The sequence below is a fragment of the Zestomonas insulae genome (genome assembly GCF_016901015.1).
Taxonomy (GTDB): Bacteria; Pseudomonadota; Gammaproteobacteria; order Pseudomonadales; family Pseudomonadaceae; genus Aquipseudomonas; species Aquipseudomonas insulae.
Map to the genome: position 1 here is coordinate 1,137,346 of NZ_JAFEUP010000001.1, position 24,396 is coordinate 1,161,741.

General features: G+C 66.7%; 28 protein-coding genes and 1 riboswitch. Of the genes, 13 read left to right on the forward strand and 15 right to left on the reverse strand.

What is annotated here, in order from left to right:
- Window positions 1-101 precede the first annotated feature (101 nt).
- The 3 genes from JQX08_RS05465 (at window position 102) to JQX08_RS05475 (ending at window position 2,959) form a co-directional block, all read left to right on the forward strand.
- Window positions 102-1,577 (forward strand): amino acid permease, encoded by a 1,476-nt coding sequence (locus JQX08_RS05465; RefSeq protein WP_283246508.1) that lies wholly within the window; start codon window positions 102-104, stop codon window positions 1,575-1,577.
- Window positions 1,578-1,615: 38 nt separating this feature from the next.
- Window positions 1,616-1,735, forward strand: a riboswitch (yybP-ykoY riboswitch).
- Window positions 1,736-1,825: 90 nt separating this feature from the next.
- Window positions 1,826-2,413, forward strand: a complete 588-nt coding sequence (locus tag JQX08_RS05470; protein WP_204915231.1) for a TMEM165/GDT1 family protein — start codon at window positions 1,826-1,828, stop codon at window positions 2,411-2,413.
- Window positions 2,414-2,515: 102 nt separating this feature from the next.
- Window positions 2,516-2,959, forward strand: a complete 444-nt coding sequence (locus tag JQX08_RS05475) for a ketosteroid isomerase-related protein (protein ID WP_204915232.1) — start codon at window positions 2,516-2,518, stop codon at window positions 2,957-2,959.
- A gap of 10 nt (window positions 2,960-2,969) precedes the next feature.
- Here JQX08_RS05475 and JQX08_RS05480 read toward each other — a convergent pair whose 3' ends face one another.
- Together JQX08_RS05480 and JQX08_RS05485 are read right to left on the reverse strand one after the other, a co-directional pair.
- Complete coding sequence (locus JQX08_RS05480) at window positions 2,970-3,953, reverse strand: NAD-dependent epimerase/dehydratase family protein (RefSeq protein ID WP_204915233.1); 984 nt, start codon at window positions 3,951-3,953, stop codon at window positions 2,970-2,972.
- A gap of 69 nt (window positions 3,954-4,022) precedes the next feature.
- Window positions 4,023-4,838: a M48 family metallopeptidase gene (locus JQX08_RS05485; protein WP_204915234.1), complete on the reverse strand. Its 816-nt coding sequence runs from the start codon at window positions 4,836-4,838 to the stop codon at window positions 4,023-4,025.
- Window positions 4,839-5,005: 167 nt separating this feature from the next.
- On the opposite strand from JQX08_RS05485, the gene JQX08_RS05490 reads away from it, so the two are divergent.
- The gene (locus JQX08_RS05490) at window positions 5,006-7,141 is read left to right on the forward strand and encodes a methyl-accepting chemotaxis protein (protein WP_204915235.1); all 2,136 of its coding nucleotides are present in this window, start codon (window positions 5,006-5,008) and stop codon (window positions 7,139-7,141) included.
- Between the two features lie 32 nt (window positions 7,142-7,173).
- On the opposite strand, the gene JQX08_RS05495 is transcribed toward JQX08_RS05490, so the two are convergent.
- The 3 genes from JQX08_RS05495 to JQX08_RS05505 all read right to left on the reverse strand — a co-directional run bounded on the left by JQX08_RS05495 (window position 7,174) and on the right by JQX08_RS05505 (window position 8,298).
- Window positions 7,174-7,791, reverse strand: coding sequence for an SOS response-associated peptidase (locus tag JQX08_RS05495; RefSeq protein ID WP_204915236.1), 618 nt, complete (start codon window positions 7,789-7,791; stop codon window positions 7,174-7,176).
- 64 nt (window positions 7,792-7,855) lie between these two features.
- Complete coding sequence (locus JQX08_RS05500; RefSeq protein ID WP_204915237.1) at window positions 7,856-8,116, reverse strand: putative signal transducing protein; 261 nt, start codon at window positions 8,114-8,116, stop codon at window positions 7,856-7,858.
- The gene (locus JQX08_RS05505) at window positions 8,116-8,298 is read right to left on the reverse strand and encodes a CPXCG motif-containing cysteine-rich protein (RefSeq protein WP_204915238.1); all 183 of its coding nucleotides are present in this window, start codon (window positions 8,296-8,298) and stop codon (window positions 8,116-8,118) included. Before JQX08_RS05505 ends, JQX08_RS05500 begins: the two co-directional genes overlap by 1 nt.
- Before the next feature lie 102 nt (window positions 8,299-8,400).
- On the opposite strand from JQX08_RS05505, the gene JQX08_RS05510 reads away from it, so the two are divergent.
- Entirely contained in the window at window positions 8,401-9,564 is a 1,164-nt protein-coding gene (locus tag JQX08_RS05510; RefSeq protein ID WP_430472501.1) for a 1-acyl-sn-glycerol-3-phosphate acyltransferase, read from the forward strand.
- A 68-nt stretch (window positions 9,565-9,632) separates the two neighbouring features.
- Here JQX08_RS05510 and JQX08_RS05515 read toward each other — a convergent pair whose 3' ends face one another.
- On the reverse strand, window positions 9,633-9,920 hold the full coding sequence (locus JQX08_RS05515) for a hypothetical protein (protein WP_204915240.1): 288 nt from the start codon (window positions 9,918-9,920) through the stop codon (window positions 9,633-9,635).
- 209 nt (window positions 9,921-10,129) lie between these two features.
- Here JQX08_RS05515 and JQX08_RS05520 point away from each other — a divergent pair, with 209 nt between their 5' ends.
- A complete protein-coding gene (locus tag JQX08_RS05520) occupies window positions 10,130-10,336 on the forward strand; it encodes a hypothetical protein (protein ID WP_204915241.1) in 207 nt (68 codons plus the stop codon).
- Window positions 10,337-10,402: 66 nt separating this feature from the next.
- Here JQX08_RS05520 and JQX08_RS05525 read toward each other — a convergent pair whose 3' ends face one another.
- Window positions 10,403-10,990, reverse strand: coding sequence for a YajG family lipoprotein (locus tag JQX08_RS05525; RefSeq protein WP_204915242.1), 588 nt, complete (start codon window positions 10,988-10,990; stop codon window positions 10,403-10,405).
- Window positions 10,991-11,164: 174 nt separating this feature from the next.
- Between JQX08_RS05525 and JQX08_RS05530 the strand changes: the two genes are divergently transcribed.
- Together JQX08_RS05530 and mqo are read left to right on the forward strand one after the other, a co-directional pair.
- The gene (locus JQX08_RS05530; protein WP_204915243.1) at window positions 11,165-11,383 is read left to right on the forward strand and encodes a hypothetical protein; all 219 of its coding nucleotides are present in this window, start codon (window positions 11,165-11,167) and stop codon (window positions 11,381-11,383) included.
- 449 nt (window positions 11,384-11,832) lie between these two features.
- Window positions 11,833-13,344, forward strand: coding sequence for a malate dehydrogenase (quinone) (gene mqo, locus JQX08_RS05535; protein WP_204915244.1), 1,512 nt, complete (start codon window positions 11,833-11,835; stop codon window positions 13,342-13,344).
- A 57-nt stretch (window positions 13,345-13,401) separates the two neighbouring features.
- Here the strand turns inward: mqo and JQX08_RS05540 are convergent, their stop codons facing one another.
- From JQX08_RS05540 to JQX08_RS05560, 5 genes are all read right to left on the reverse strand, one after another.
- On the reverse strand, window positions 13,402-13,815 hold the full coding sequence (locus JQX08_RS05540) for a VOC family protein (protein WP_204915245.1): 414 nt from the start codon (window positions 13,813-13,815) through the stop codon (window positions 13,402-13,404).
- 98 nt (window positions 13,816-13,913) lie between these two features.
- Window positions 13,914-14,201, reverse strand: coding sequence for a PA4642 family protein (locus JQX08_RS05545; protein ID WP_204915246.1), 288 nt, complete (start codon window positions 14,199-14,201; stop codon window positions 13,914-13,916).
- 64 nt (window positions 14,202-14,265) lie between these two features.
- Window positions 14,266-14,754: a hypothetical protein gene (locus JQX08_RS05550; RefSeq protein WP_204915247.1), complete on the reverse strand. Its 489-nt coding sequence runs from the start codon at window positions 14,752-14,754 to the stop codon at window positions 14,266-14,268.
- A gap of 52 nt (window positions 14,755-14,806) precedes the next feature.
- Window positions 14,807-15,286, reverse strand: a complete 480-nt coding sequence (locus JQX08_RS05555; RefSeq protein ID WP_204915248.1) for a WbuC family cupin fold metalloprotein — start codon at window positions 15,284-15,286, stop codon at window positions 14,807-14,809.
- Between the two features lie 3 nt (window positions 15,287-15,289).
- Window positions 15,290-15,847 carry a hypoxanthine-guanine phosphoribosyltransferase gene (locus tag JQX08_RS05560; RefSeq protein WP_204915249.1) on the reverse strand — a complete coding sequence of 186 codons (558 nt, stop codon included), beginning with the start codon at window positions 15,845-15,847 and terminating at the stop codon, window positions 15,290-15,292.
- A gap of 228 nt (window positions 15,848-16,075) precedes the next feature.
- On the opposite strand from JQX08_RS05560, the gene upp reads away from it, so the two are divergent.
- Complete coding sequence (upp, locus tag JQX08_RS05565) at window positions 16,076-16,714, forward strand: uracil phosphoribosyltransferase (protein ID WP_204915250.1); 639 nt, start codon at window positions 16,076-16,078, stop codon at window positions 16,712-16,714.
- Window positions 16,715-16,717: 3 nt separating this feature from the next.
- Window positions 16,718-17,992: a uracil-xanthine permease family protein gene (locus JQX08_RS05570; RefSeq protein ID WP_204915251.1), complete on the forward strand. Its 1,275-nt coding sequence runs from the start codon at window positions 16,718-16,720 to the stop codon at window positions 17,990-17,992.
- Window positions 17,993-18,042: 50 nt separating this feature from the next.
- Here JQX08_RS05570 and JQX08_RS05575 read toward each other — a convergent pair whose 3' ends face one another.
- The 3 genes from JQX08_RS05575 to JQX08_RS05585 form a co-directional block, all read right to left on the reverse strand.
- Window positions 18,043-19,413, reverse strand: a complete 1,371-nt coding sequence (locus tag JQX08_RS05575; protein ID WP_204915252.1) for a spinster family MFS transporter — start codon at window positions 19,411-19,413, stop codon at window positions 18,043-18,045.
- A 145-nt stretch (window positions 19,414-19,558) separates the two neighbouring features.
- Window positions 19,559-20,587: a ferrochelatase gene (gene hemH, locus JQX08_RS05580; protein ID WP_204915253.1), complete on the reverse strand. Its 1,029-nt coding sequence runs from the start codon at window positions 20,585-20,587 to the stop codon at window positions 19,559-19,561.
- Between the two features lie 8 nt (window positions 20,588-20,595).
- Window positions 20,596-21,501 carry a TIGR01777 family oxidoreductase gene (locus JQX08_RS05585; RefSeq protein WP_204915254.1) on the reverse strand — a complete coding sequence of 302 codons (906 nt, stop codon included), beginning with the start codon at window positions 21,499-21,501 and terminating at the stop codon, window positions 20,596-20,598.
- 196 nt (window positions 21,502-21,697) lie between these two features.
- On the opposite strand from JQX08_RS05585, the gene JQX08_RS05590 reads away from it, so the two are divergent.
- The 3 genes from JQX08_RS05590 to JQX08_RS05600 all read left to right on the forward strand — a co-directional run bounded on the left by JQX08_RS05590 (window position 21,698) and on the right by JQX08_RS05600 (window position 24,395).
- Window positions 21,698-22,684 carry an NAD(P)/FAD-dependent oxidoreductase gene (locus JQX08_RS05590; RefSeq protein ID WP_204915255.1) on the forward strand — a complete coding sequence of 329 codons (987 nt, stop codon included), beginning with the start codon at window positions 21,698-21,700 and terminating at the stop codon, window positions 22,682-22,684.
- A gap of 153 nt (window positions 22,685-22,837) precedes the next feature.
- Entirely contained in the window at window positions 22,838-23,467 is a 630-nt protein-coding gene (locus JQX08_RS05595) for a YbgA family protein (RefSeq protein ID WP_204915256.1), read from the forward strand.
- Window positions 23,460-24,395, forward strand: a complete 936-nt coding sequence (locus JQX08_RS05600) for a MerR family transcriptional regulator (RefSeq protein ID WP_204915257.1) — start codon at window positions 23,460-23,462, stop codon at window positions 24,393-24,395. The genes JQX08_RS05595 and JQX08_RS05600 overlap by 8 nt, the downstream gene beginning before the upstream one ends.
- Window position 24,396: the final 1 nt, after the last annotated feature.

Consider the following 24,396-nt stretch of genomic DNA (forward strand, 5'->3'; position numbering starts at 1 on the left):
TTGCGCCGTCAGCACTCACACTCCATAAGCCCAAGGATCGGCGCCCTGCCGCGCCCTGCCAGTCGAGGATCGCCGTGAAAAGTCTCACCAAGGATGTCGAACTGACGTTCGCCAAATCGCCGGAAAAGACCCCGCAGCACCTCAAGCGCTCGCTCAAGCCGCGCCACCTGAACATGATCGCCATCGGCGGCTCGATCGGTACCGGGTTGTTCGTCGCCTCCGGCAGCACAGTGGCCACCGCCGGTCCCGGCGGCGCGCTGCTGGCCTACGCGCTGATCGGCCTGATGGTGTTCTTCCTGATGACCAGCCTCGGCGAACTGGCCGCCTACATTCCCGATTCCGGCTCGTTCTGCACCTACGGCAGCCGCTTCATCGACGAAGGCTTCGGCTTCGCCATGGGCTGGAACTACTGGTACAACTGGGCGGTGACCATTGCCGCGGAGCTCGTTGCCGCGCAGCTGGTGATGACCTTCTGGTTCCCCGATGTGCCGGGGCTGTACTGGAGCGCGATCTTCCTGGCGCTGATGTTCGCCCTCAACTTCTTCTCGGTGAAGGGCTTCGGCGAGAGCGAGTTCTGGTTCGCGCTGATCAAGGTGGTGGCCGTGGTGATCTTCATCGGCATCGGCCTGGCGAGCATCTTTGGCATCATGCACGGCATCGAGGCACCGGGTTTCAGCAACTTCACCACCGGCGATGCGCCCTTCGTCGGCGGCCTGCAGGCGATGGTCGGGGTGGCGATGATCGCCGGCTTCTCGTTCCAGGGCACCGAGTTGATCGGCGTCGCCGCCGGCGAGTCGGAGAATCCGCAGAAGTCGATCCCGGTGGCGATCCGCCAGGTGTTCTGGCGCATCCTGATGTTCTACATCCTGTCGATCTTCGTCATCGGCATGCTGATTCCCTACACCGACCCCAGCCTGCTGAAGACCGGCAGCGACAACATCAGCACCTCGCCCTTCACCCTGCTGTTCGAGCGCGCCGGCCTGGCCGCGGCAGCCGGGGTGATGAACGCGGTGATCCTCTCGGCGATCCTCTCGGCCGGCAACTCCGGCATGTACGCCTCGGCGCGCATGCTCTTCACCATGGCCCGGCAGAACAAGGCGCCGCAGTTGTTCGGCCGCCTGTCGCGCAGCGGTGTGCCGCGCAACGCGCTGTACGCCACCACGCTGATCGGTGCGCTGTGCTTCCTGACCAGCTTCGTCGGCGACAAGACGGTGTACACCTGGCTGCTCAACACCTCGGGGATGTGCGGCTTCATCGTGTGGCTGGGCATCGCCATCTCCCACTACCGCTTCCGCAAAGGCTTCGTCCTGCAGGGCGGCGACCTCAATGAGCTGCCTTACCGCGCCAAGTGGTTCCCGTTCGGCCCGCTGTTCGCCTTCTGCTTGTGCCTGGCGATCACCCTCGGGCAGAACTACCAGGCGTTCGTCGGCGAACGCGTCGACTGGGCCGGGCTGGTCGCCACCTACATCAGCTTGCCGCTGTTCCTCGCGATCTGGTGGGGCTACCGGTTGAAGAACGGTTCGCGCTTCGTCCGTTACGAGGAAATGAACGTGCGCTCGGCGCGCGACGACGAGTGAGCAAGATGTTGCCCAACGCCGGCGCGTTGGGCACAATGCGTCCCGTCCTAGGGGAGTAGTCTCCCACGAGCGCCCTGCTCGTATGGCCCGCGTCAACATACTTGGTCCACAGACCATGGCGCGTGCGACCCAAGCCTGCCTAGACAGGCTCGCGGTTTGACAAGACCTATGACACACATGACCTGACCCGGGGTGGGCAGGCGTGCGTGTCATATGTGATTAGTCGACCCGCCCCTCTGGAACCCCTGATGCTCGAATCGCTCCTGGTGCCCACCGGCATCGTCGCCCTCGCCGAAATCGGCGACAAGACGCAATTGCTCGCCCTCCTGCTCGCCTGCCGCTTCCGCAAGCCCTGGCCGATCATCGCCGGCATGCTGGTCGCCACCCTAGCCAACCACTTTGCCGCCGGCGCCGTCGGCGCGTTCGTCGCCAACCTGCTGGGCGCGGCCACGCTGAGCTGGATTCTCGCCGCCAGCTTCGCCGCGGTGGCGCTGTGGACGCTGATCCCCGACAAGATCGATGAAGACGAAGAGGCCTCGCGACTGAAACGCTACGGGCCGTTCCTCACCACCCTGATCGCCTTCTTCCTCGCCGAGATGGGCGACAAGACCCAGGTCGCCACGGTGATGCTCGCCGCGCAGTACACGGACCTGACCATGGTGGTGATCGGCACCACGCTGGGCATGATGCTGGCCAACGTGCCGGTGGTGCTGGCCGGCAACTTCGCCGCCGAGCGCCTGCCGCTGACGCTGATCCACCGCATCGCCGCCGCGGCGTTCGCCGTGCTGGCGCTGTACGCCGGCTACGAGGCGATGAAGCTCAGCGGCTGGCTCTGACGTCAGGCTGACGCCGGCATGCCGGCGTTTCGGCCAATGCCTCCCGAGGATGCCCTGCTAGAGTGCGGGGCAGTTCCTTCGGCGCCCTCAGGGAGAGCACGCATGACGCTGGACGACATGAAGAAAGTAGTTCGCCACCATATCGATCTGACCTGGAACAAAGGTCGTATGGCCCTGGCCGAACAGATGCACAGCAAGACCTTCCTCTACAAAAGCTCGTTCGTCGGCCGACCGCTGAACAGCGCCGCCTTCGTGCAGATGGTGGTGGACATCCGCAAGGCCATGCCCGGCCTGGAAGTGGTGATCGAGGAATGCCTGGCCGAAGGCAACAAGGTGTTCAGCTGGAGCACCCTGATCGGCACCATCGAAAAATCCGCGCTCGGCTACCCGGTCAGCGACAAGGTGCTGAGTATCTCGGCAATGGCCTGCTGGACCCTCAACAGCAGCGGCGAAATCGAAGAGCTGTGCACCATGTTCGACATGGAAAGCTTCCGCGCCCAGCTCGGCATGGACAGCCGGCCCTACGCGGAAATCGCCCTGCCCTAGCGGCGCCGCCTCACAGATACCGGTTGTCGCGGAACCAGCGAATGGCCCGCTGCAGCGTGTCCTCCAGCGGCGTGTCGGCAACGAAGCCCAGTTCCTCGCGGGCCTTGTGGCCATCGAGGAACTGCCCGCCGGCCATCACCGCGATCGCCGTGTCGCTGAGCTTCGGCGGCGTGCCGGCCAGCGCGTAGCGCCAGCGCCCGAGGTCGGCGAACAGGCGCGCCAGTGCCAGGGGCAACGGCCGTGGCGCCGGCACACCAAGCAGCTCGGCGAGCCGGCGGGTCAGCGCGCTCATTTCGACGTTATGCCCGGTGAGCAGGTAACGCTCGCCGATTCGGCCCTTCTCCAGCGCCAGCAGCAGCCCACGCCCGGCGTCCGCGGCGTCGATCAGGTTGCGCCGCCCGTCGACATAACGGTGCATCTCGCCACTGGCGATCGCGGTGATCAGCCGCCCGGTGCTCGGCCCGACATCGAACTCGCCAAGGGTCATGCCGGGAATCCCGATCACCACCGGCAGCCCGCTGCGCGCCTGCTCGCGGGCCTGCTCGTCGAGCGCCCACTTGCACAGCAGGTAGGGGTTCTTCCACTGCGGCATGCCTTCGTAGAACAGCCCCTCGTGGCCGGGCAGGCCCTGCGGGTGGCGCGGCAGGGAGATCGCCGCACCGACGTAGAGGATGCGCGGCAGCCGCGCCGCCAGGCACGCCGCGTAGAAATGGTTGCTCTGGTTCAGCGCACTGGACACGTCGTCCTGCCAGCGCCGCGGCCGCGTCGGATAGTAGCCGGCGCAGAAGATCACCCCGTCCAGGCCACGCAGCGCCTGGGTCAGGGTGGTGTGATCGAGCAGTTCGGCGGCGCGGCATTCCGGCTCGAGGTAGGCCAGCCGCTCGATCCGCGACGAGGGGCGATGAATCAGCACCAGCTGGTGGCCGGCTGCGTGGACCGCGCGCGCCGCATGGTGGCCGAGCAGGCCGGTGCCCCCGAGTACGGCAATCTTCACAACGCCTCCTTGTCATGGAAGAACATCGGCGGACAGTCTAGGACGCGGCTTTCGGCGACACCAGCCGAATCACTTGCGGGCTTGTTCGTAGAGCGGCATGACCTTGGGAATCGCCGCCTGCAGGTTAGCCATGCGCGTGCTGTCCGACGGGTGAGTGCTGAGCAGTTCCGGTGGCGCACTGCCGCCGGCCTGGCCCATCTTCTGCCACAGGGTCAGCGCGGCGTTGGGGTTGTAGCCGGCGCGCGCCGACAGTTCCAGGCCGATCAGGTCGGCCTCGTTCTCGTTGCCGCGGCTGTTCGGCAGGGTCAGGCTGTACTCCACCACCTGATTGGCCAAGTCGGCGCCACCCTGGCCGATGCCGAGCAGCGCGCTGCCGATGCCCACACCCATCTGCTGCGCATAGGCCCGTGACATCGCCTCGCGGCCATGCTCGCGCAGGGCGTGGGCGATTTCGTGGCCCATCACCGCAGCGAGCTCGTCGTCGGTGAGCTTGAGCTTATCGATCAGGCCGCTGTAGACGATGATCTTGCCGCCCGGGCCGCAGTTGGCGTTGACCTCGTCGCTGTCCACCAGGTTGACCTGCCAGTCCCACTGCGCGGCATCCGGACGGAAGATCGGCGCCTGGGCGATCAGCCGCTGCGCCACGGTGTTGACCCGCTTGGCGTTGCTGCTGCTCTTGTCCAGCTGGCCCTTGCTCGACGCCTCACTGAGCGTCTGCTGGTAGGACTGCGCATACATCTGGTTGACCTGCTCGGTCGACAGCATGCTGAACATGTACTGCTTGCGCTCGACGCCCACTGCGCCGCCACTGGTAGTGTTGACGGCCTGGCATCCCGCCAGCAGCACAGCGGCGGTCAGTCCGCCGAGACGAAACAACGAGATCATGGTGCCTCTCCTGATAGAACTCTTTCACGTGCGTGGAGGGCGACCGCTGGGACGCCCGTATCAATAGACCAACGGCATGCCGATTTGCACCCGTGACGCTGAAGATTTTTTGCCGGTCTGCCGATAAGCGAGAACCAGTATCGTCTTCACGCGTGGGGAGTGCCCGCATGAAACTCAAATCGATCCAATTTTCCGTCGCCGCTCTCGCCGGCGCCAGTGTCCTCGCCGTCGTCGCCGCGCTGGTGCTGTATTCGCTGTTCGCCGGCGCGCGCACCCAGGCGCTGGTCCAGGAGCGCACCCAGGACCTGCTCGGCCAGGTGATCAAGGAACGCCTCGCCGCCCTGGCCCGCGCCCAGGTCGGCGAGATCCAGCGCGAGCTGGAATACCCGATGACCCTAGCCGCGCAACTGGCGCAGGCCAACGTGCTGCTCGGCCAGACCGACGCCAATGGCGCCCTGCAACTGGCAGCCAGCCGCGGCGAAATCTCCAACCTGCTGCAGCAGACCCTGGCGGCCAACAGCAAGCTGCTGGATGCCTATGTGGCCTGGGAGCCGAACGCCTTCGCCGGCACTGACGCCGATCACATCGGCCAGCCCGGCCATGACGCGCAGGGCCGCTTCATGCCCTGGTGGCATCGCAATGACGCCGGCACGCCGGTGGTCGAACCGCTTGGCGAGACCCTGGAAAGCGAGAAGCTGCTGCCCACCGGGGTGCGAGAAGGCGAGTACTACCTGTGCCCGAAACAGCAGAAGCGCAATTGCGTGATCGACCCAGCGCCCTACGAGCTGAACGGCAAGATGACCCTGCTGGCCTCGTTCAACGCGCCGATCCTGGTCGACGGCCAGTTCAAGGGCACCGCCGGTGCCGACCTGTCGCTCGACTTCATCCAGCGCCTGCTGGTCGGCGCCGACCAGAAGCTGTATGACGGCGCCGGCGAGATGGCGCTGATCTCCGCCAACGGTCGCCTGGTCGCCTACACCAAGGACGCCAGCAAGCTCGGCGAGCCGGCCAGCCAGATCCTCGACGAGAACGAGGTGAAGAACCTCAAGCAATTGGCCGCCGACCAGGTCAAGTACGACATCGACCACGACCACGGCCACATCGAGCTGTACCTGCCGTTCCAGGTCGCCGGCAGCGACACGCGCTGGACGCTGATGCTGCAACTGCCGGAAGCAGCAGTGTTCGGTGACCTGCAGAAACTCCAGGGCGAGCTCGCCGCCCAGCGTCAGGCCGACGTGGCCGGCATGGCCCTGGTCGGCCTGCTGATCGCCGCACTCGGCCTGGCAGTGGTCTGGCTGGTCGGCCACGGCATCGCCCGCCCACTGAAGCAGATGGTCGCCATGCTCGACGACATCGCCCAGGGCGAAGGCGACCTGACCCGCCGCCTGCACAGCGACCGCGCCGACGAGCTGGGCTCGATCGCCACCGGCTTCAACAGTTTCCTCGGCAAGCTGCAGAGCATGATCGGCCAGGTGGTCGCCTCGGTGCAGAAGGTCAGCGATTCCTCCGAGCACACCGCGGACATCGCCATTCGCACCAACCAGGGCGTGCAGAAGCAGCTGGCGGAGATCGAACTGGTCGCCACCGCGGTGCACGAGATGACCGCCACCGCCCAGGACGTGGCGCGCAACGCGAGCATGGCCGCCGAGGCCGCCAGCCACGCCGACCAGGCCGCCAACCACGGCAAGCGCACCGTACAGGGCACCGCCCAGGCGATCAGCGCGCTGGCCGGCGAGATCGGCCGCGCGGTCGGCGTGGTGCAGACCCTGGCCAAGGACAGCGAGAACATCAACGCCATCCTGGTCGCCATTCGCGGCATCGCCGAACAGACCAACCTGCTGGCGCTCAACGCCGCCATCGAAGCGGCGCGCGCCGGCGAGCAGGGTCGCGGCTTCGCGGTGGTGGCCGACGAGGTGCGCAACCTGGCGCAGAAGACCCAGCAGGCCACCGAAGAAATCCAGACCATGATCCAGCAACTGCAGAACGGCACGCGCGAAGTGGTCAAGGTCATGGAGGACAGCCAGAGCAAGACCGACAACAGCGTGCAGCAAGCCACCGAGGCGGCCCATGCACTGGAGTCGATCACCCAGGCGGTGTCGGTGATCAACGACATGAACACCCAGATCGCCAGCGCCGCCGAGCAGCAGAGCGCGGTGGCCGAGGACCTCAACCGCAACGTGGTGACCATTGGCCAGGTCGCCAACCAGGTCGCCAGTGGCGCCAACGAAGCCAGCGACGCCAGCGCCGAGCTGACCAAGCTGGCCGAGCAGCAGCGCCGCCTGATCAACCAGTTCCGCGTCTAACCAGGCGCCGGGCTAGCGTAGGACGCCCGCCCTCAGGCGGGCGTCAGGCATTCCGGGGCATCCAGCGCCGGATCGTTGACCAGCGTGGCCAGCGGACGTTCGCGCAGCGGTGGCGCGCTGCCGGCGAGCAGTCCCTGCAGAGTGTCCAGCGGGGTGTCGGGCGCCAGCCAGACGGCCTGCGCCGCCTCATCGAGGATCAGCGGACGGCGCTGGTTGGCCACCGGCTGGGTGATCAGCGCGACGCTCAGGTAGCGCACGTCGCCCACCGGGTACTCCTCCCACAACGCAGCGAAATGCACCAGCGAGCCTTCGCCGGTCATCCAGTACGGCCGTTTGCGCTGCGTACCGCGCCACTCGTAGAAGCCGTTGGCCGGCAGCAGGCCGCGGCGCAGGCGCAGCGGCTCACGAAACATCGGCTGTTCGGCGAGGGTCTCGGCGCGCGCCTGCGCCGGGGTCTTGGTGAGATCGGTGAGCCAGGCCGGGGTCAGCCCCCAGCGCGCGCGGTCGGCGCGCAGTTCGCCATCCACAGCGCGCAGCAGCAGAACCTGGCTGTGCGGGGCGATGTTCCAGCGCGGAGCCTGATCGGCGGGAAAACCCGGCAGCGCCGCAAAGCTTGGCGACCAGCGGAACAGCGCATAACGTCCACACATGGGGTATACAACCTGGTTCAGGCGCCCGCGAGCTGCCGAGGCAGGACGGACGAAGGGAATGGGCTCAGCAGAGCAGCACGCCGGGGTAGCTGTCCGGCTCGTCGCCCGGCAGCGGCTGCGCGGCATTGTACTCGGCGATCAGCTCGCGCGCCTGGCTGGCCTGGTGGTTTTCCACCAGCAGGCCGAGCAGGCCATGCACCGGCACCTCGCCGATGGCGCCGAGCAGGTGGTTGCCGGTGAGGTGCGCCTCGATGCCTTCGCTGGCCAGCATGTTGCGCAACATCTCGGCCTCGATCAGGTCCTGCGGCTCGTAGATTCGCTGCATCAGTCGTTCTCCGTGCGCACGTCCAGGGTCCAGCTCTCGCCGTCAGTGCGCAGGTCGAAAACGATCGGCCGGCAGCACACCGGGCAGTCCTCGATGTAGGTCTGGTCGCCCGCGGAGAGGTCGAGCGAGGCCTCGACCCACTCGCCGCAGTAGGGGCACTGATACTCCTGACCTTCCAGCATCGCGGTCTCCCGATGTGACTTTGGCGTATACTCGCCGGTCTATTTTCGACCCCGCCGCACGCGGCTAGCTCCCTCTCCACCTCACCACTACAAGAGCACATGATGGGCGAATTCGACGCCATCCGACCCTACGCCGACGCCGAGGTGCCCGCCGTGCTGGCGCGCCTGGCGGCGGACCCGGCCTTTCTCGAGATCATCACCCACTTCCGTTACCCGCGCCTGTCCGGCCCGCTCGGCAAACTGCTTAAACCACTTATAGCGCATCGGCTGCGCAGCGAATTCCGCGGCATCGATTCGGTGGCCAAGCTGCAGGACAAGGTCGAGCCCTACGTCGACAGCACCATCGAGCGTGCCACCGACGGCGTGACCTATTCCGGCGTCGAGCGACTGCAGGCCGGCAGCGCCTACCTGTTCCTCGCCAACCACCGCGATATCGTCATGGACCCGGCGTTCGTCAACTACGCGGTGTACCACGCCGGCCTGCCGACCCCGCGCATCGCCATCGGCGACAACCTGCTGCAGAAGCCCTTCGTTGGCGACCTGATGCGCCTCAACAAGAGCTTCATCGTGCACCGCTCGCTGAGCAACCGGCGCGAAAAACTGGCGGCGTTCCAGTTGCTGTCGGCGTACATCAGTCATTCGGTGCGCAACGACCGCGAATCGGTGTGGATCGCCCAGGCCGAGGGCCGCGCCAAGGACGGTGACGACCGCACCGACTCGGCGATCCTCAAGATGTTCCACATGTGCCGCAAGGACGAGCCGTTCGCCGAGGTGATCCGCGATCTGCAGCTGACCCCGGTGTCGATCAGCTACGAGTACGACCCCTGCGATCAGGCCAAGGCCCGCGAGCTGTACATCCGCGCCAGCACCGGCAGCTACACCAAGTCGGCGGGCGAGGATGACCAGAGCATCGCGCTCGGCATCACCGGCTACAAAGGTCGCGTGCACGTGAGCTTCTGTCCGCCGATCGGCGAGCCGGCCAGCGATGCCAAGCAACTGGCCCAGGACGTCGACCAGCAGATTCTCGGCAGCTACCGGCTGTTCCCGGTGCACTACCTGGCCTACGCCCAGTGGGAGCAGCGCGACGCGGCGCTCAACGTGCCACAGGCCGAGCAGCTGTTCTCCGCCGAGGAACTGGCCACCGCGCGCCGCGAGTGGCAGCGCCGCCTGGACGCCTGCCCGGTCGAGCAGCGCCCCTACCTGATCCTGCAGTACGCCACGCCGGTGCGGAACCAGTACCGCCTCAAGGCCGGCCTGGAGCTGTAGCGCGTTTCCGGCAGACAGCAAAACGGCGACCCGCGGGTCGCCGTTTTCGTTTGCGTCCTAGCGGCCGCTCAGAGCTGCGTGCTCAGCCAGGAAACCAGCAGCGCCGAGGCCAGACAGGCCCAGCCGAACACCACAAAGAAGCGGTTGATGCGCAGGGTGCGCTCGTCGAGCGGCAGGCTGTCGGCTTCCAGTTCGGCCAGCTGGGTTTCCGCCGCCAGACGCGCCAGGGCGCGGCGCTCGCGCAGGCGGGTGGCGAGCAGCAGCCAGCTTCCGGCCAGCGCGAAGAACAGCGCCAGACCGTTCACCACTTGGGCGGGATAGGTTTGCACGAGGGTCCACAGCACCTGCAGCGACATCATCAACTCCGCTCAGGGTAAAACGGCGAGTACCGCGCTACCACGACAAGACGAGAAAGGGATGGAAGGTTCCGGCGAAGCCGGCGGCGCGAAGTCTACCGAAGCACCGCGCGCCGGATGAGGCTTTCCGACGAATGCCAGGCCGCTGTCACGCCGGCGTCAACTGCGGCGGCGATGCTGCCCGCCCCTGCCCTTTGCCGGAGCGCGCCATGCTGCATGCCCACACCGTCGATCCGCTGTACCGCCTCGACCACAGCGACGAGCAACTCGCGCTGGTCGACGCCCTGACCTTCAACGCGCAGGACCGCGAGTGGCTGGTCTACTGCGCACTCGGCGACCACCCTTACCACGACGCACCGGACCGCGACTCGCGCACCGGCCTCGGCCGGCCGCTGCTCTACGGCGAAAGCGCCTGAACCGGCGCGCCGTACGCCGGGCAGAAAAAAGCCCGGACTGGCCGGGCTTGATTCGCGAGGATCGTCTTACTGCTGCGCGAGCTTCTGCGCGATGGTCGGATCCTTGAAGGTGCGGGTCAGCGCATCGCTAAGCACGTCGCTGACCAGCTTGGTGTTGGTCTGCTGGTTCGGCGCGCTGCCGAAGCGCTGGTTCAGCGAGGCGCCGTAGCGACCGCTGTAACGCCCACTGGCGTTCTGCACGTCGGCGCGGAACGACGCGCTGATGTCCGCCTCGGTGACGTAGGTGCTGTCCTTCGGCGACTGGTATTTCAGCTCGGCCAGGGTGATGGTCAGCTGCGGCGCGTTGTAGGCGTTCGGCGTCGGGGTGAAGCCGAGCAGGCGCACCGCCGCTTCGGCCTGGGCCTGCAGCTTCGGCACGATGTCGGCGCTGGCGACGCTGATGTTGCTGGTCTCCGAGTACAGGCCGCCACGGGTGCCGAGCACCGGCGACGGACGGCCGTCGACCACGCGCACCACCACCGGCTGACCCTGGCCGACGGCGGTGAAGTTGTTGTTCAGCTTGGGTTGCGGGCTCAGTTGTTGCGGGCTGAGGGCGCAACCGCCCAGGGTCAGGCTGGTGACAGCGATCAAACCAAGCAACAGGCGATGCAGCATGTTCATCTCTCCGGACAGGGATGGGACGCGAAAAAAAGTGGCGGCAGTATAACCAGCCCGACCCGCCATCGTCAGGCTCTCTACTTCGACACGCCCCGTGCCATGCGGGTTCCTGTCACTCCGCTGTCATTTGGCCATGCGCTAATGGCGGCGACTTCCCGCTACCGGTGCCCCATGTCGATGCTCGCCCTGCTGTTCCAACGCCAACCGCTGCGCCACTTCGCCCTACTCGACGCGCAAGGTGTGTGCCGCGCCCTCCGCCAGGCGCACCGGGCGCCGAGCGAAGCAGGCTGGGTGGAAGTGCGCGCCTGTCGCCCGTCCTGGCTGCAACAGCCACTGCCCGCCGATGCCCGTCTCGACGGCTGCGCGGGCACCCGCGACTTGGCCGCCTGAACGCCCTATTAGACAAAAGAAACGCCCAACTCTCGCCGTTTCGCCGTTATAATCGCGCCCCGATTATAAGGACGTCTCCTGATCGGGCCCCGCACCCCGCCTGATGCGCTCTGCAGCAGGCCGCTTCGCCCACAGAGAGCCGCCCACTTCGTGCCGCCTCTACCGCTGCGCTCTGTCCCCTCCCGGCGAACCACGCCACCTCGAGTTCTCGACAGCACATCGGCCGAGCACGATTTCTGAGGTTCACGACTCCAAAAGAGCGTGAAAAAACGGGTTGTAAAACTTCACAAGAGTGTGGCGAAAAAATGAACAGTTTTGCGTCTGAACAGTGCGCTATCAGTAGCCCTCCCCCTGGTTCACAACACTTCCGGCAATTCCGCACCCGGCATTGACCGTCGTTCAAGGCCTCGTGCCGATAACCTAGTGCTGCAGATCTTGGAGAAGCGTTAATGGCGCAAAACGAAATTCAAACCGTCGATGCCCTGCTGGTCGGCGCCGGCATCATGAGTGCCACCCTGGCCGTCCTGCTGAAAGAACTCGACCCCAGCCTCAAGCTGGAGATCGTCGAGCTGCAGGAGTCCGGTGCCGTCGAAAGCTCGAACCCGTGGAACAACGCCGGTACCGGCCACGCCGGCCTGTGCGAGCTGAACTACACGCCACAAGCCGCCGACGGCGCGGTGGACATCAAGAAGGCCGTGCACATCAACACCCAGTTCGAGGTGTCGAAGCAGTTCTGGTCGTACCTGGTGGCCAAGGGTTCGTTCGGTTCGCCGCGCAACTTCATCAACCCGATCCCGCACCTGAGCTTTGTCCGCGGCGCCAAGGACATCGGCTTCCTCAAGACCCGTTTTGAGGCGATGCGCCAGCACCACGCCTTCGCCGACATGGAATACACCGAAGACAAGGCCACCATGGCCGAGTGGATGCCGCTGATGATGCAAGGCCGCCAGGCCGACGAGCAGATCGCCGCAACCCGCGTGCTCGGTGGTACCGACGTCAACTTCGGCGCGCTGACCAGCCAACTGCTCGGTTACCTCGCGCAGCAGGGCGACGCCACCGTCACCTGCAACCAGAAGGTCACCGACCTCAAGCGCAACGCCGACGGCTGGCGCGTGAGCATCAAGGACACCCAGAACGGCGCGGACCGTGAAGTGCAGGCGCGCTTCGTGTTCCTCGGCGCCGGCGGCGGCGCGCTGCCGCTCCTGCAACTGTCCGGCATCCCGGAAGGCAAAGGCTTCGGCGGCTTCCCGGTGAGCGGTCAGTGGCTGCGCTGCGACGATCCGGCGATCGTCGAGAAGCATGAAGCCAAGGTCTACAGCCAGGCCGAAGTCGGCGCGCCACCGATGTCGGTGCCGCACCTCGACACTCGCGTGGTCGACGGCAAGAAATCCCTGCTGTTCGGACCCTACGCAGGCTTCACCACCAAGTTCCTCAAGCACGGCTCGTTCCTCGACCTGCCGCTCTCGGTGCGTCCGGGCAACCTCGGCCCGATGCTCGCCGTGGCGCGCGACAACATGGACCTGACCCGCTACCTGATCAAGGAAGTGATGCAGTCCCAGGACCAGCGCCTGGACGCCCTGCGCAAGTTCTATCCGGAAGTGAAGAGCGAAGACTGGCGCCTGGAAATCGCCGGCCAGCGCGTGCAGATCATCAAGAAGGACCCGCAGAAAGGCGGCATCCTGCAGTTCGGTACCGAACTGGTGGCCGCCGGCGACGGCTCGATTGCCGCCCTGCTCGGCGCCTCGCCGGGTGCTTCGGTGACCGTGTCGATCATGCTCGAGCTGATCGAGCGCTGCTTCACCGGTCGCAACGGCGCCTGGACTGCCAAGCTGGCGGAAATCTTCCCGGCCCGCGAAAAGGTGCTGCAGAGCGATGCCGCGCTGTACCGCGAAGTCAGCAGCCGCAGCGACGCGCTGCTGCAACTGGCCAGCAAGACCCCGGTGGCCGAGCCGAGCGTCTGACGCCCGCGCCGCCCACAAAAAACCGCCCCTCGGGGCGGTTTTTTTCTGCCTGTCGATTCACTTCTCGCAGTTGACCATCCAGTGCACGCCGAAGCGGTCGACCAGCATGCCGAACGCCTTCGCCCAGAAGGTCTCCTGCAACGGCATCACCACCTGGCCACCGTCGAGCAGCGCGTTGAAGGCCTGCTCCGCCTCCGCCGGGTTCGCCGCCGTCACCGACAGGCTGAAGCCGCGGAAGCCCGGCGCGTCCGGACTGGCGCCATCGGAGGCCATGACCTGGGTGCTGCCGATGGTCAGGTTGGCGTGCATGATGTGTTCGGGGCCGATGTTGCCGCACTCGTTGCTCGGCGGCATGTCCGGCGCCTCCTTGAAGCGCATCAGGAAGGTGGTCTGCGCGCCGATGGCCTGACCGTAGAACGCCAGCGCTTCTTCGCAGCGGCCGTTGAAGAACAGATAGGGTTGCACTTGCATGGAACACTCCCGGCATCACTTGAGCTGAAAGGCCCAGTTTAGAAGCCGGAAATGAAAAAGCCCGCGCTCTGGCGCGGGCTTTTTACATCGATTGGAGCTTAGCCGCGGGCGGCTTCGATCACCTCGATATAGGGCGGCGCCTGACGCTGGTCGCGGATCAGGGCGACGAAGTCCTGGCCCTTGTCATCCTTGGCGTCGAGGTCGTAGCCGGCGGCGACGAAGAACGCCACGAAGCGCTCGAAGTCGTCGACGCGCAGGCCGCGGTAGGCCTTGATCAGCTTGTGCAGCGACGGCGGCGTGGCGTCAGCCGGTTCTACCGCGAGGAACAGCTTGATCTGCTCGTCGCCGATCTCTTCGCCAATCACCTGTTTCTTGTCTTTACGCATCGCTCACTCCACAACCAAGCGGACATCTCGGGGGCGGCAGTGTACAACCGCGCCGCCTCGCGGCTCAACGCACGCGCTGCGCGCCGGTGTGCAGGTCGGCCCAGACGTGGCCGTTGGGGTAGCTGAGGAACTGGCAGTACACCGGGCCGTGGCGCAGCAGATCGACCAGTACCGGGTACTGATCCAGCGGATAGGTGAGCGTCAGCACGCGCTTGGCGGCATCGTAGCTGGGCTTCTTCAGGCTCTTGCTCTCGCCGTCGAAGTGCACGATCACCTGGCTGACATTGGCACCCTGGCTGAGCGGCTTGCCCTTCAGACGCAGCAGCAGCGGCGAGCTGATCGGGATCGGCTGCTGGTCGGACTGGCGCTGGCTGCCGGCGACCACCGCAAACTCGGTGATCTGGATCAGTTGCTGCAGCTGCGGCTGTTCCTGACGCAGGCCCAGGTCGTCCGGCGGCAGGAACTGGCTGTGCAGCGGCCGTGGCTCGGCGGCGCTCAGCGAGGCACTGAGCAACAGCAGGATGGCGGCAAGCGCGGCGCGAGAAACAGACATGAACATCTCCGGACAACGAACGGCGCGCCACTCTAGCACGCGGCTTTGCAGCTCAGACGAAGTGCCCGCGCATCCACGCCAAGTAGGTCGGCGCAGCGGGGTCGCCCTCGCGCGGCGCCCAGTCGGCCTGCTCGCCGGCGCCCAGCGCGCGGTAAGGACCGGCCTTGCACTCGAACAGCAGGCTGTCCGCCTCGAGCACCACCAGGGCGTGGAACACCCCAGGCGGCAGGTCGACGCCGACGCACTCGCCGCCGGCAACCAGCAGCCGCTGGCCGCTTACCTTGCCCGCCTCGTCGAACATCAGCAGGCCCAGACGGCCCCTGAGCACCAGCAGGGTTTCCGCCTTGTCGGCGGCCAGGTGACGGTGCGGCGCGATATAGGTGTGCGGCTGCAGGCCGACCGCCAGGCGGTGGCAGGGCTCTTCCATGGCATGGAAGTTATGGTGCTGGCGACCGCGCGGGCTGAGCTGCGCCTGCGCCGCCAGTTCGGCGAACAGTGCCTGATCGAGAAAGCGCGGGGCGCCGCCGCTCACCGCTTACAGGCCCTTGACCGCGTAGATGCCCGGGGCGTTGCGCCAGTAGCCCTTGTAGTCCATGCCGTAGCCGAAGATGTAGCGATCGATGCAGGACAGCCCGACGTAGTCGGCCTTGAGGTCCGGACGCGCCTTGCGGTCGTGGTCCTTGTCGATCAGCACGGCCACATGCACGTTGGCCGCGCCGGCATGCCGGCAGAAGTCGACGATGGCGCCGAGGGTGTAACCCTCGTCGAGGATGTCATCGATGATCAGCACGTCGCGGTCGATGAAGGAAATCTCCGGCTTGGCCTTCCAGAACAGCTCGCCGCCGGTGGTTTCGCTGCGGTAGCGGGTGGCGTGCAGGTAGGACAGCTCGAGCGGGAAGCTCAGCTTCGGCAGCAGCTTGCCGGCGAAGATCAGCCCGCCGTTCATCACGCAGAACACCACCGGGTTGCGCTCGGCCAGCTCGCCGTTGATCGCGCCGGCGACCTGGTCGATGGCCGCTTCGACCTGGTCTTCGCTGTACAGGCAATCGGCTTCCGCCATCACTTGGCGAACATGGGCGAGATCGATGGACATGGCATTTCCTCTCAATGCGACGGGGCCCCCGAGAAGTTGATCGGGGCGTCAAGATAAAAGTCGGCAAAGGTACGCATCCGGCCCGCCGGGAGCAAGACTTGGCGGGCGTTCGGCACTACCGCCTGTCCTCGCGGACAGGTTTTTTTCGTGACCCTCCGGTCGACGAGTCACCTGGCATGGCCGATGCTTTACTCTATGGCAATTTTTGCCCGCCCGCCGGAGTCCACCATGCCCATCCGAGAGATCCGCCACCCGCTGATCCGTCACAAGCTCGGCCTGATGCGCCGCGCCGACATCAGTACCAAGAATTTCCGCGAACTGGCCCAGGAAGTGGGCGCCCTGCTCACCTACGAGGCGACCAACGACCTGCCGCTCGAACATTACGAGATCCAGGGCTGGGCCGGCCCGGTGCAGGTGGAGAAGATCGCCGGCAAGAAGATCACCGTGGTACCGATCCTGCGCGCCGGCATCGGCATGCTCGACGGCGTGCTCAGCCTGATTCCCGGCGCCAAGGTCAGCGCGGTCGGCGTGGCGCGCAACGAGGAAACCCTCGAAGCGCACACCTACCTGGAAAAGCTCGCCCCGGAGATCAACGAGCGCCTGGCGCTGATCATCGACCCGATGCTCGCCACCGGCGGCTCGCTGGTCGCCACCATCGACCTGCTGAAGAAGGCCGGCAGCAAGGAAATCCGCGCCATGGTGCTGGTCGCCGCGCCGGAAGGCATCAAGGCGGTCAACGACGCGCACCCGGACGTGATGATCTTCACCGCGTCGATCGACGAACGCCTCAACGAACACGGTTACATCATTCCCGGCCTCGGTGATGCCGGCGACAAGATTTTCGGCACCAAGCAGAAGGACGCCTGATCCATGGATGAATACAAGGACCCGTTGTGGCGGCAAGTCATCTCCGGTGCGCAGATGCTCTTCGTCGCCTTCGGCGCCCTGGTGCTGATGCCGCTGATCACCGGCCTCGACCCCAACGTCGCGTTGTTCACCGCCGGCTTCGGCACCCTCCTCTTCCAACTGGTCACCGGCCGTCAGGTCCCGGTGTTCCTCGCCTCGAGCTTCGCCTTCATCACCCCGATCATCCTCGCCAAGGGCCAGTTCGGTCTGGCCGAGACCATGGGCGGGGTGGTCGCCGCGGGGTTCGTCTACACCTTCCTAGGCCTGGCGGTGAAGATCAAAGGCACCGGCTTCATCGACCGCCTGCTGCCGCCGGTGGTGATCGGTCCGGTGGTGATCTCCATCGGCCTGGCGATGGCGCCGATCGCCGCCAACATGGCGATGGGCAAGGGTGGTGACGGCGCCGAGCTGATCCACTACCAGACGGCGCTGATGATCTCCATGCCGGCGCTGCTCACCACCATCATCGTCGCGGTGTTCGGCAAGGGCATCTTCCGCCTGGTGCCGATCATCTCCGGAGTGCTGGTCGGCTTCGCCCTGTCGTTCTACTTCGGCGTGGTCGACACCGCCAAGATCCTCGCCGCGCCCTGGCTGGAGCTGCCCAACTTCACCGCCCCGGCGTTCAACTGGCAGGCGATTCTGTTCATCGTGCCGGTAGCTCTGGCGCCGGCCATCGAGCACATCGGCGGGGTGATCGCGGTGGGTAGCGTGACCGGCAAGAACTACCTGAAGACTCCCGGCCTGCACCGCACCCTGCTCGGCGACGGCCTGGCCACCTCGGCTGCCGGCCTGTTCGGCGGCCCGCCTAACACCACCTACGCCGAAGTCACCGGCGCGGTGATGCTGACCAAGAACTACAACCCGAAGATCATGACCTGGGCGGCGATCTTCGCCATCAGCCTGGCCTTCGTCGGCAAGTTCGGCGCCGTGCTGCAGAGCATTCCGGTGCCGGTGATGGGCGGCATTCTCTGCCTGCTGTTCGGCTCGATCGCCGCGGTCGGCCTGAACACCATGATCCGCCACCAGGTCGACCTGGCCGAGGCGCGCAACCTGGTGATCGTCTCGGTGACCCTGGTGTTCGGTATCGGCGGCATGCTGATCGGCTCCGGCACCGGCCAGGACGACTTCGGCCTCAAGGGCATCGCCCTGTGCGCCATCGTCGCCATTGCGCTGAACCTGCTGCTGCCAGGCCACCAGACCTGGAAGCACAAGGCTCCGGACGCGCCACCGGACATCTGAGCCGGATAAAAAAAGCCCCGCATCTGCGGGGCTTTTTCGTATCAGTCGACTTAGTTCGCCGGTGCACTCTGCATGGTCTGCACCGTCCCCTCGGCGCTCGGCGCCTTCCACTGTTCCAAGCGTTCCAGGCTCTCGCGATACGGCCGCAGGCCCTTGGCCAGCAACACGATCGAGATCACCACCGCGACACTGGTGACGATGAGCAGCGAATAACGCAGCGCATTGTCGTCGCCGAACACGAAGTCGGTGACCAGCGCCACCGCGGTTGGGCCGATACCCAGGCCAATCATGGTGATGACAAACAGGTAGATCGCCGAGGCCTGGCCGCGCATCGAGTTGGGCATGATTTCCTGAATCGCCGCCGGCGCCACGCCGAACGGCATGCTGAGGAACAGCACCGAAGGCACCAGCATCAGCGCGGCCATGTTGCCGGTTTCGGCGAGCGGGAAGAGCAGCACCGAAGGCAGCGCGCCGATTGCCGCAATCAGGCCGACACGCATGTTGGCGTCACGGCGGCCACGCTTGGCCATCCAGTCCGCCAGGCGCCCACCGATGACGATGCCGAGGCAACCGAACACCGCGACGATACTGCCGTAGACGATGCCGATATGGCCGGCGTCCCAGCCGTAGGTGCGTACGAAAAACGACGGTAGCCAGGCGGCGCTGCCGTAGCCGGCGAAGGCCAGGCCGGCGAAGCCGAGGTTGTGGCACAGCACGGTGCGACGGTTGCTGCGGATGTAACGGCCGACTTCAACCAGCGGCACTTCCACTCCGGCACCCACGCCTTTGCGCGTCGGTTCGCGAATGGCCAGCATCAGCAAGGTGAACAGCACGCCGGCCGCACCGAGGATCAGGAAGATCAGCTGCCAGGGACGCACTTCACCGACGATCGGCAGCATCAGATCACCCTGCGCCGAGGCGAACTTGATCACCAGGCCGCCGAGCAGGAAGGCGATGCCGGAGCCGATGTACACGCCCATGCCGTACACCGCCATCGCGGTGGCGCGGCGCTGCGGCGGGAAGCTGTCGGCGATCAGCGAATAGGCCGCTGGCGACAGCGCGGCCTCACCGACACCCACGCCAATGCGGCAGAACAGGAATTGCCAGTACTGGCGCGCCATGCCGCAGGCGGCGGTGGCGATACTCCAGAACAGCACGCCGACGGCGATCAGCCCACGGCGGCTCTTGGTATCGGCCAGACGCCCGAGCGGGATGCCGCACACCGTGTAGAACAGGGCGAACGACAGGCCCATCAGCAGGCTCATCTGCGTGTCGCTGATCACCAGATCGCGACGGATCGGGCCAACCAGCAGGTTGAGGATCTGCCGATCGATGAAGGACAGCACGTAGGCGACCATGAGGATGCTCACGGTGGTCCAGGCCGTCAGGTTCGAGGGGTAGGCGCTGTTGTTATTGTTCATAGGCACTCCTCGCCCCGCTTGCACGAGACGTAGCGGTTGAAAGTCGCTATCAGCTTAGGCCTACATCACCAATACTTAGAATCGCTCTTAGGGATTATCAGCGGATTGAATCCACGCGCTGCCCTGGTGCAAATGTCACTGCAGGTTACAAGCGGCCATCGGCCCGCTCGGCCAGTTGCGCCAGGGCCGCCGCCCACTGCTCCTGGTTGTTCAGGCAGGGCACCAGCTGCAACTGCTCGCCACCGGCCGCCTCGAACTGCTCGCTGCCGCGCATGCCGATCTCCTCGAGGGTCTCGATGCAGTCGGCGACGAACGCCGGGCACATCACCAGCAGCTTCTTCACGCCCTGCTGCGCCAGCTCGTCTAGACGCGTCTCGGTGTAGGGCTCGATCCACTTGTCACTCCCCAGGCGCGACTGGAACGACACCGACCACTGCTCCGGGCGCAGGCCGACGCGCTCGGCGAACGCCTCGGCGGTGCGCAGGCACTGACTGCGGTAACAGCGCGCCAGCACCTCGGCACGCACCCCGCGGCTGTCCGCGGCGCGCAGGTCATGCTGCGGGTCGAGCGGCTTGACCAGCTTGCGGATGTGCCGCTCGGGCAGGCCGTGGAAGCTCAGCAGCAGGTGGTCGAAGTCCTGCGCCAGGTACGGCCGCGCACTCGCCGCAAGGGCGTCGAGGTACTCCGGCTGATCGTAGAACGGCGCCAGCACGCGCACCTCGAGGCCCAGGCCGTGCGCCGCGATGACCCGGCGCGCCTCCGCGATCGCGGTGGTGGTGGTGCTCTCGGCGAACTGCGGATACAGCGGCGCCAAGGTGACGCGCTGGACGCCCTGCGCGGCCAGGCCGAGCAGCGCCGCCTCGATCGACGGCTCGCCGTAGCGCATGGCCAGCTCGACCGGACCGTGCGGCCAGTGTGCGCACATGGTGTCCTGCAGCTGCCGGCTGATGACGATCAGCGGTGAGCCTTCCGGCCACCAGATCGACGCGTAGGCATGCGCCGATTGCGCCGGGCGCTTGATGAGGATCAGCGACACCAGCAGGCGCCGCAGCGGCCAGGGCAGATCGACCACGTAAGGGTCCATGAGGAACTGGTCGAGATAGCCACGCACGTCGGCGACGTCGGTGGAAGCAGGCGAACCCAGGTTGACGAGCAGCAGAGCGTGGTCGGTCATGCGTGGTCCTAGTCGTGGCGGGCCAGCAAATGGCTGAAGGCCCGGTCCAAATCGCTGTAGTGAAAGATGAAGCCGGCCTCTTCGAGGCGCTGCGGCGTCGCCCGCTGGCTGCCGAGCAACAGCCCGGCCAGCTCGCCGAGGCTGATGCGCAGGGCCAGCTCGGGCACCGGCAGCAACGCCGGGCGGCGCACCGCGCGCCCCAGTGCCCGGGCAAATGCCTTGTTGCGGGCCGGCTGCGGCGCGCACGCATTATAGGGACCCTCGGCGCCCTCATGGCGCAGGAGAAAATCGATTGCCGCAATTTCGTCGTCGAGGTGAATCCACGGCATCCATTGCCGACCATTGCCGAGCGGTCCGCCGAGGCCGAGGCGGAACGGCGGCAGCAGGCGCTTGAGAAAGCCGCCGTCCCGCGCCAGCACCAGACCGGTGCGTAGCAGCACCACGCGGATACCCAGGCTGCTCGCGCGTTGGGCGGTTTCTTCCCAGGCGACACACAGCTGGCTGGCGAAATCCTCGTGCACCGGCGGCATACCTTCGGTCAGTTCGCGCTCGCCGCCATCGCCGTACCAGCCGACCGCCGAGCCGGAAATCAGTACCGCCGGGCGCTGCTCGCGCGCCTCCAGCCAGGCCAGCAGTTGCTCGGTGAGGGTGATCCGGCTGGCCCACAGCAGCGCCTTGCGCTTGTGCGTCCAGGGCCGGTCGGCGATGGGCGCGCCGGCCAGGTTGATCACCGCGTCGAGCGGCTCGTCGCCCAGCTCGTCGAGCCGGCCGATGCCACGCACCGCCGCGCCACACAGGCTGGCCACCCGTTGCGGGCGACGGCTCCACACCGTCAGCTGATGACCCTGCGCCAGCCACAGGCGGCACAGCGCGCGACCGATCAGGCCGGTTCCGCCGGTCAACAAGATATGCATGGCACCCTCCTCGCATGACCTAGTCTGAATACAAGGCAAGCGTGGTTCATCGAAACGCGACGTGCCTTTTTTTGAGCGACCCGACGTCCAGAATTATTAGCGACAGCTCGCGCGGAATGTCAGCCAACCCGGACAACTCGCCCGCCCGCCACCTGTCTAAGAAAGTAGCCTGGAGCCGAAGGTAACGAGGTAGACCATGAGTTCGACCATTGCCATTATCGGGACCGGCCTTGCCGGCCTTTCTGCCGCTGATTGCCTCACTGCTGCTGGCCAGGCCGTGCAGCTGTTCGACAAGAGCCACGGCAGCGGCGGACGCCTGGCCAGCAAGCGCAGCGACGCCGGCTCGCTCGACCTCGGCGCGCAATATTTCACCGCCCGCGACCGGCGTTTCCTCGAAGCAGTGCAGCGCTGGCAGGCCCGCGGCTGGGTCGCCGAGTGGACCCCCAATCTGTACAACTACAGCGCCGGGCAGCTGAGCTACTCGCCGGACGAGCAGACCCGCTGGGTCGGCACGCCGCGTATGAGTTCGATCACCCGCGCGCTGGTCGGCGCCTTGCCGGTGAACTTCGGTTGCCGCATCAGCGAGGTGTTCCGCGGTCAGCAGCACTGGCAACTGCAGGACACCGAAGGCCAGGTATACGGCCCGTTCAGCCAGGTGATCATCGCCACCCCGGCGCCGCAGGCCACCGCCCTGCTCGCCGCCGCACCGAAGCTGGCTGGCGCCGCCGCCAGCGTGGCGATGGAGCCGACCTGGGCCGTCGCGCTGGGCTTCGACGAAGCGCTGGATACACCGATCGAAGGCTGCTTCGTGCAGGACAGCCCGCTCAGCTGGCTGGCGCGCAACCGCTCCAAACCCGGCCGCGACGGCAAGTTGGACACCTGGGTGCTGCATGCCAGCAGCAGCTGGAGCAAGGAACACCTCGACCTGCCCAAGGAGCAGGTCATCGAGCAACTGCACGGCGCCTTCGCCGAACTGATCGGCTGCGCGGTGCCGGCCCCGGCGTTCAGCCTGGCGCACCGCTGGCTGTACGCGCGCCCGGCCCAGGCACACCAGTGGGGCGTGCTCGCCGATGCCGACCTGGGCTTGTACGCCTGCGGCGACTGGTGCCTGTCCGGGCGCGTCGAAGGCGCCTGGCTGAGTGGCCAGGAGGCCGCGCGGCGCCTGCTCGAACACCTGCAGTAAGCCACTTCCCCGCCTGATCAGCTGGCTCGCCGTGCGGCGAGTCCGCCCCGCTTGTGCCGCACGCACTACTTGGACAAATCCTGTACACGAATTAAATCTTGTACAGCTTTGCGCTATGCTGAGGCCATCGACACCGTTCGCGAGCGCGCCCGCATGGCCCCCCCCCGCCCCGTACAACTGCCCAACCCGCCGAGTGCAGCGCTGCCGCGCCACAGCGGCCAGCCGTACTCGCGGCTGTACAACGCAACGCTGGCCGCGCACCGGGCGTGGTCGGCAGCGCAAGCGGAGTGCCTGCGCGACAACCTGGTGACCTGCGTGTACATCAACGCCGCCTGGCACGAGCTGCTGCGCGACGGGCTGAGCCGGCCGCGGCTGCTGACCTTCCACGCGCGCCACAAGTACCTGCTGCTGGCCAGCGACCCGCGGGCCTACCGTGCCCTCGGCCGGCTACTCGCCGACCTAGACGCGCAACCGCTACCGCAACTGGCCACGCGCTACTTCTCCGCGCTGCTGGTGGCGCTGCGCCACTGCCCCAGTCGTGGCGCGCATGCCAATGTGCTGCAGCACCTCAGTGGCTACCTGAAGCGCGCCCTGGACCCTGTCGACAAGGCCGAACTGCACCGTCTGATCGACGCCTACGGCGCCGGTGACCTGCCGCTGGCGGTGCCGCTGCGCCGCCTCAAGCAGCACTTCCAGCGCCACCCGCACCCATACATCGCCCAGCAGGTCTACCTGCAGCCCTACCCGGACCGCCTTGACCTGAGGAGCCCCAACCATGCATGACCCGCTGACCGCCGCGGCGACCGACGAACAGGCGGCGCGCGCCCTTGGCCTGCTGCCGATTCGCGAGGTGTCGCGGCGCACCGGGGTCAACGCAGTGACCCTGCGCGCCTGGGAGCGCCGCTATGGCCTGGTGGTGCCGCAGCGCACGCCAAAGGGCCACCGGCTGTACAGCGCCGCGCAACTGGAGCGCATTCAGGCGGTGCTTAGCTGGCTGAATCGCGGCGTCGCGGTCGGCCAGGTCAAGGCACTGCTCGATCAGGCCGCGAGCGCACCATTGCCGCCCACCGACAATTGGCGCGCGCTGCAGCGCGACATGCTGCTGGCCATCGACGCGCTGGCCACGCGGCGCCTCGACGACCTGTTCGACGGCGCCAGCGCGCTGTATCCGCCGCGCACGCTGTGCGAGCAACTGCTGCTGCCGTTGCTGGCCAGTCTCGAGCAGCGCTGGCAGGCGCAGTTCGGCGCACAGCTGGAGCGCCTGTTCGTGCACGGCTGGCTGCGCAGCAAGCTCGGCGCGCGGATCTACCACAACAACCGGCAGCTCGGCGGCGCGCCGCTGCTGCTGGCCAACCTGACGCCGTTCGCCACCCCGCCGGAGCTGTGGCTATGCGCCTGGCTGATCAGCTGCGGCGACTGCCCGGTGCAGTTGTTCGAGCAGGCTCCGCCGGTCAACGAACTGGCCCTGGCGCTGGAGAAGATCGCGCCGCGCGGCCTGCTGCTGTACGCCGGCCAGCGCCTCGATGCGACCATCGTGCTGCGCCAGTTGCCGCGCCTGGCCGACAAGTGCCCGGTGCCGCTGCTGCTGGCTGGCCCGGCGGCGACCATCCACGCCGCGGAACTGGCCGAGTTGACCAGCCTGCACCTGGCCGCGACGCCCGCCGAGGTGCTGACCAACCTGCGCCAGCTGCAGCTGCTGGACGGCGCCTGAG